This is a genomic window from Desulfurispora sp. (assembly GCF_052744395.1).
Window position 1 is genome coordinate 21,268 of the sequence record NZ_JBRAJI010000041.1, and the last position, 4,307, is coordinate 25,574.

Below are 4,307 nucleotides of genomic sequence, written 5' to 3' on the forward strand. Positions count from 1 at the left end.
AGAGCCTTTTGCCCTGCTTCTAATGCCTTTTGCCTTTCCTCCAGAGCCCTTTGCCCTTCTTCTAATGCCTTTTGCCTTTCCTCCAGAGCCCCCTGCCTCGCCAGCAGCGCCTTTTGCCCTTCTTCCAGACCGCCCACGCGCTGGTTGAGCAGTTGCAGTTCCCCGAGAATTTGCCGGAGCACTTCTTCCATAGAAATACACCCCCTTCCATTCCATCAAAGATAATTTACCACATATTAACTGCCAAAGAAACCATGCGATTTTAAAACCATATTCAATAAACTGCAGACAAACAACCCGACCGGGATTGCCTCTTGCCTCTCTTTATGGCAAAATATTTCCAGTTGGAAACTGTTGTCCACCGCTTCTGGGGAGGTACATCATGGACATTTTCTCCCACGGCCTGTGGGGCAGCCTGTGCTTTGGCCGCCACGCTGGTTACGGCACGGCTTTCCTTTGCGGCATGCTGCCCGATTTGCTGGCCTTCGGCCCGTACACCCTCTACCGGCTGGCCAGTCGGCAACCCTACTGGCAGCACGGCACCCCGCCGGCAGCAGAACACTTCCCGGCCTGGGTGCACTTCATCTACAACTGCACCCACAGCCTGCTGCTCAGCGGGCTGGTTTTTGCCGCCCTGTGGTTTTACAGCCGGCCCCTGGCCCTGGCTTTCCTGGCCTGGCCGCTGCACATCCTGCTGGACATCCCCACCCACAGCAGCAATTTTTTCCCCACCCGCTTCCTCTTTCCGCTGTCGGACGTGCATGTAAACGGCATCGTCTGGCACAATCGCTACATCTGGGGAGCCAACGCCCTGGCGCTGCTGCTGGCCTATCTGGTGTTCTGGGTGAGAAGGGGGGCGTAGGGCAATAAAGGCCCGGTAAAGGCTATTATCCTTTGACGTGCTTCCCTTCTCTATCCATCAAGGGCAGCCCTGCTGTATCCTGCCGGGCCAGCGGGAGGGTAACCGGGTCCTTGTTCTCAGAAGCATTGGTCCGGCCAGAGTTCTTTTTTACAAACCATTCCCGTCTCTTTTTGTTGCCCACAAACCATTCAAACTGGGGACGTTTGGGATCAAACCGGCGTGTGGGCCTTGGGTAGTGCACGGGCAATGCCGGCGGCGGGCCCAGCAGCGTCTTTAAGTCGGCCAGCACATCGGCCCACGCCTCCCCATATTGGCGGGCCATCTCTTCCAAAAACTGCTGTTTAAATTCCGCTATTTTTTTCCTGCCAAAATCTTGCCTGCCGGCACCGTTATCCGGAGAAGCCAGCCGGTCCGCCCAGCAGATCATCTCCAGCCGCTCCACCGTCAGTTGAATGGAACCAAAGCCCAATCCCCTTACCGCCGGGATGGACAGGCCGGGAAAACCAACCGGCCCTCTGCTCCAGAGTGCGGAAACTGGCAGGCAGAAGGCCGGGGCCGGAGGTTGTATTCGATTTAGGTTTAAGCACCAGGCTGAACTATAACCCGCGCCGTGCTCCGGGAGACTGTCCCGTTTAGAAAATATCGCCAGCCTCCAAAGGGGGGCTGCCGGGTGCAGCTATATGCATATTTTTACTTTAAGCCGGCTCTTCAGCAACAGTGCTTGTAATAGGGACAGGTTTCATAACACTGCTGTATCCCCGGGTCAATTGCTTCCTCCACCAGACGCATTTTGGCATCCCGTTCCTCTATGAACCACTGGCGCAGCTCATCATCAATGATGTGCAGATCTCTTTCCACGTTCAGACGGCCGTTTTTAAACCGGGCATAAACAATGCAGCCCAGATTGACCGGAAACTCGTACACGGCTTCCATAGCCAGAGCGTAGGCAGTGGTCTGCAGGCGGTGGAATTTTTTTCTTTCCCCGAATTTAAGCTCCATCACTATCTGTTCGGCCAGCAAGCAGGCATCCACATTCAGATGGGCGCTCAGGCCCAGAAATGTGCCGTTGATTTTCTGCTCCACCACCACCGGCACGGCCAGATTTACCAGGGAATCTTCATTAACATGTGGTTCTTTGACCAGTATTTCCTGTATCCGGGAAGCCAACCGCTGTCTTTCAAAGGCGGCTATAATACCGGCTTCTTCCAGCAGAGTGGGCACATCGGCTTCATTAACCGAAAAATCAGGCGGCTGGGCCGCTTCCGGCCCCTGCAGCAATTCCTGCAGGATTTCCCTGTGCCGACCCGCCCCCCGGGTATAGATAAGCCTCTTGGCCCGCACCAGTTCATCAGCCATCACCCGGTGCAAAAATTTTCCCCGCACCAGTGGCAAGGAAACTGCCGGCTGTACACCTGCCACCCGCCGCAGATAAAGGTCGCGATGGGTGGGGCAATACGCCCCGGCTACCTCGTAAGCGCCCAACTTCACTTCATAGGGTGCCAGCAGGGGAGGCTGGTGCCAGTTCCAGCCCCGCAATTCTTCAGCCACACCATAATGGCGGGCCCGCGGCACCAGGTGGCGTAACAGGTATTTCTTTTCCTCTTCAGTCAGAAAATACACCTTTCTACCTCACATCATTGCAGAAATTCTGATATTCGCAATCCACACAGCGGGCCACCTGACGCACCGCTGGCGGCATGATCTGTCTTTGTACCAGCAACCGGATCTTTTCCAGCAGTTGCCGCACATAATCCCGGGCCGACGATGTTATCTCCACCGGAACCACTTCCCCCCGGGGGTACAGCAACACAAAACCCAGTCTTACCGGAAGCCGGTACATTTCTTCCAGCAGCATGGCATAGGCCACCAGCTGGTACTTGTGGTTTAAAGAAAACCGATCCGCCATTTTGAACTCCACCGGGTAAACCTCCCGGCCAGCCAGCAGGTGCATGTCCAGGCGCCCTTCCAGCCCCAGCCGGGGAGAATGCAGGGGGGTATGAAAAACCCGCCGGGCACCGGCCAGCTGATAGCGCCCCGGCACCCGCCGCTTTTCCAGGCGATCCAGTTCCAGGTGGGCTTCCCGGCCATAGACCATCTTGCCCGTAGGGGCGACACGCACCGGGCAGACATAGGTAAAATAAATGATGCGCGGGCAGTAGATATACTGTTTGATGTCCGTAACCTTCAGCTTAATCATCTTCCGGCAGCTCCTGCCAGTTGCAGATGTTTTCCAAAAGGCGCAGATCCTTTTCGCACACTGGGAAAACCAGTATCTTGCCCCTTTTCCGTCCAAGAGTTTTTTTCAGTCGCAGTTTGAGCTCCTCCCGCCGGTTGTGGCCTAGCTCGCCAAAAAAGGCGCTGTACTGGACGTGCTCTAAGCCGTAACCCTTGCAGGCCTCCAGAATTTTGTTGCGCACCCGGTCTTCTTCAATGTCGTAAATCACAAAAGTTTTCATTTACTTACCACCCGGACACATAGGGCTTGTAGGAAGCTTCGCCCCGCAGAAAGGTGGCAATGCGCCGGGCTTGCAGCTGGATAATGCTCTCCAGGCGGTACTTTTTACCCCGGTACTTTTCACTGCCGGCTAGCCTCTCCCGAATGCGCCCGGAAAGCTCCCGGCGGGTGGACAGAGCCAGCCGTCCTTCCTCCATTTCCAGGGGCAATCCTTTATTGACCATGGCCACCACCACCCGGTCCACCGCCGCTTGACGAAATTCCTCCACAAAGTCATACACCAGCGATTCCTTGCCCGCCCGATCCACATGCAAAAAGCCAGCGTAGGGATCCAGCCCGGCCAGCAGCAAGCACTTTTCAATCTTCCACAGACATGATTTGTCCCCGCACATCCTCAATACACTGGCCGTCAATGGCCGCCAGTTCCTCCACCAGCGGCTCCATTCTGGCCAGCAACGACTGAATGCCGTCATACAGCTCGCCGTCCGCCGCTTTGCGATACTTGGCGAAATAGCGCAGGGTGTTAACCTGGTTTTTCAGCTTGCCAGTTATAAAGTGTTTTACTAGCTGCATTCCTCGCCGGTCTTTGTAGGCCTCATACTGGGCCCGCCGGGTGATCACCGTACCGGTCAAATAAGGGGAAACCAGCGTGGCGCAAGGTTTGCCATCGGCTGTCAGGAAACCGATGGATATACCCCGCTGGGCACACTCCACAATGCAATCGGTGGATATACTGGCCCCGCTGGTTTCAATGACCAGGCTGCGCAGGTTGTAAAAAGGCACCTCCAGCACAACGCGACCTTCTTTTTTTACCACCAGCCGTTCGGATTTTTTGCCCACAAAGGAGCCGTAATCGGCCACCACCACTTCGCCTGGTTGCTCCAGCATTTTCCCCTGGTTCAAAAAACTTAACAATTCCTGATACACTGTACCATTCATTATTAAGCGGCCTCCCCATGACCAGGCTTTCGCTCCTTTCCGGATTGGATT

At 55.6% G+C, this 4,307-nt stretch carries 7 protein-coding genes and 1 pseudogene; 1 reads left to right on the forward strand and 7 read right to left on the reverse strand.

Features of this window, described 5'->3' with window-relative positions; translation table 11 throughout:
- Positions 1-191: pseudogene (locus ACUVTU_RS10710) on the reverse strand (hydrolase); the annotation flags it as partial.
- 191 nt (positions 192-382) lie between these two features.
- Here ACUVTU_RS10710 and ACUVTU_RS10715 point away from each other — a divergent pair.
- Complete coding sequence (locus ACUVTU_RS10715; protein WP_445889955.1) at positions 383-862, forward strand: hypothetical protein; 480 nt, start codon at positions 383-385, stop codon at positions 860-862.
- A gap of 25 nt (positions 863-887) precedes the next feature.
- Here ACUVTU_RS10715 and ACUVTU_RS10720 read toward each other — a convergent pair whose 3' ends face one another.
- The 6 genes from ACUVTU_RS10720 to cas1 (ACUVTU_RS10745) form a co-directional block, all read right to left on the reverse strand.
- Positions 888-1,331, reverse strand: a complete 444-nt coding sequence (locus tag ACUVTU_RS10720) for a hypothetical protein (RefSeq protein ID WP_445889956.1) — start codon at positions 1,329-1,331, stop codon at positions 888-890.
- A 239-nt stretch (positions 1,332-1,570) separates the two neighbouring features.
- Complete coding sequence (gene cas4a / locus ACUVTU_RS10725; protein WP_445889957.1) at positions 1,571-2,482, reverse strand: type I-A CRISPR-associated protein Cas4/Csa1; 912 nt, start codon at positions 2,480-2,482, stop codon at positions 1,571-1,573.
- Positions 2,483-2,486: 4 nt separating this feature from the next.
- Positions 2,487-3,059, reverse strand: a complete 573-nt coding sequence (gene cas4, locus ACUVTU_RS10730) for a CRISPR-associated protein Cas4 (RefSeq protein WP_445889958.1) — start codon at positions 3,057-3,059, stop codon at positions 2,487-2,489.
- Complete coding sequence (gene cas2, locus ACUVTU_RS10735) at positions 3,052-3,318, reverse strand: CRISPR-associated endonuclease Cas2 (RefSeq protein ID WP_445889959.1); 267 nt, start codon at positions 3,316-3,318, stop codon at positions 3,052-3,054. Before cas2 ends, cas4 begins: the two co-directional genes overlap by 8 nt.
- Positions 3,319-3,322: 4 nt before the next feature.
- The gene (cas1, locus tag ACUVTU_RS10740) at positions 3,323-3,730 is read right to left on the reverse strand and encodes a CRISPR-associated endonuclease Cas1 (protein ID WP_445889960.1); all 408 of its coding nucleotides are present in this window, start codon (positions 3,728-3,730) and stop codon (positions 3,323-3,325) included.
- Positions 3,675-4,256: a CRISPR-associated endonuclease Cas1 gene (gene cas1 / locus ACUVTU_RS10745; protein WP_445889961.1), complete on the reverse strand. Its 582-nt coding sequence runs from the start codon at positions 4,254-4,256 to the stop codon at positions 3,675-3,677. The genes cas1 (ACUVTU_RS10740) and cas1 (ACUVTU_RS10745) overlap by 56 nt, the downstream gene beginning before the upstream one ends.
- Positions 4,257-4,307 lie beyond the last annotated feature (51 nt).

Coding starts and splice junctions, on each gene's coding strand:
- ACUVTU_RS10715 (WP_445889955.1), top strand. CDS start 383: ATGGACATTTTCTCCCACGGCCTGTGGGGCAGCCTGTGCTTTGGCCGC.
- cas4 (WP_445889958.1), bottom strand. CDS start 3,059: ATGATTAAGCTGAAGGTTACGGACATCAAACAGTATATCTACTGCCCG.
- cas2 (WP_445889959.1), bottom strand. CDS start 3,318: ATGAAAACTTTTGTGATTTACGACATTGAAGAAGACCGGGTGCGCAAC.
- cas1 (WP_445889961.1), bottom strand. CDS start 4,256: ATGAATGGTACAGTGTATCAGGAATTGTTAAGTTTTTTGAACCAGGGG.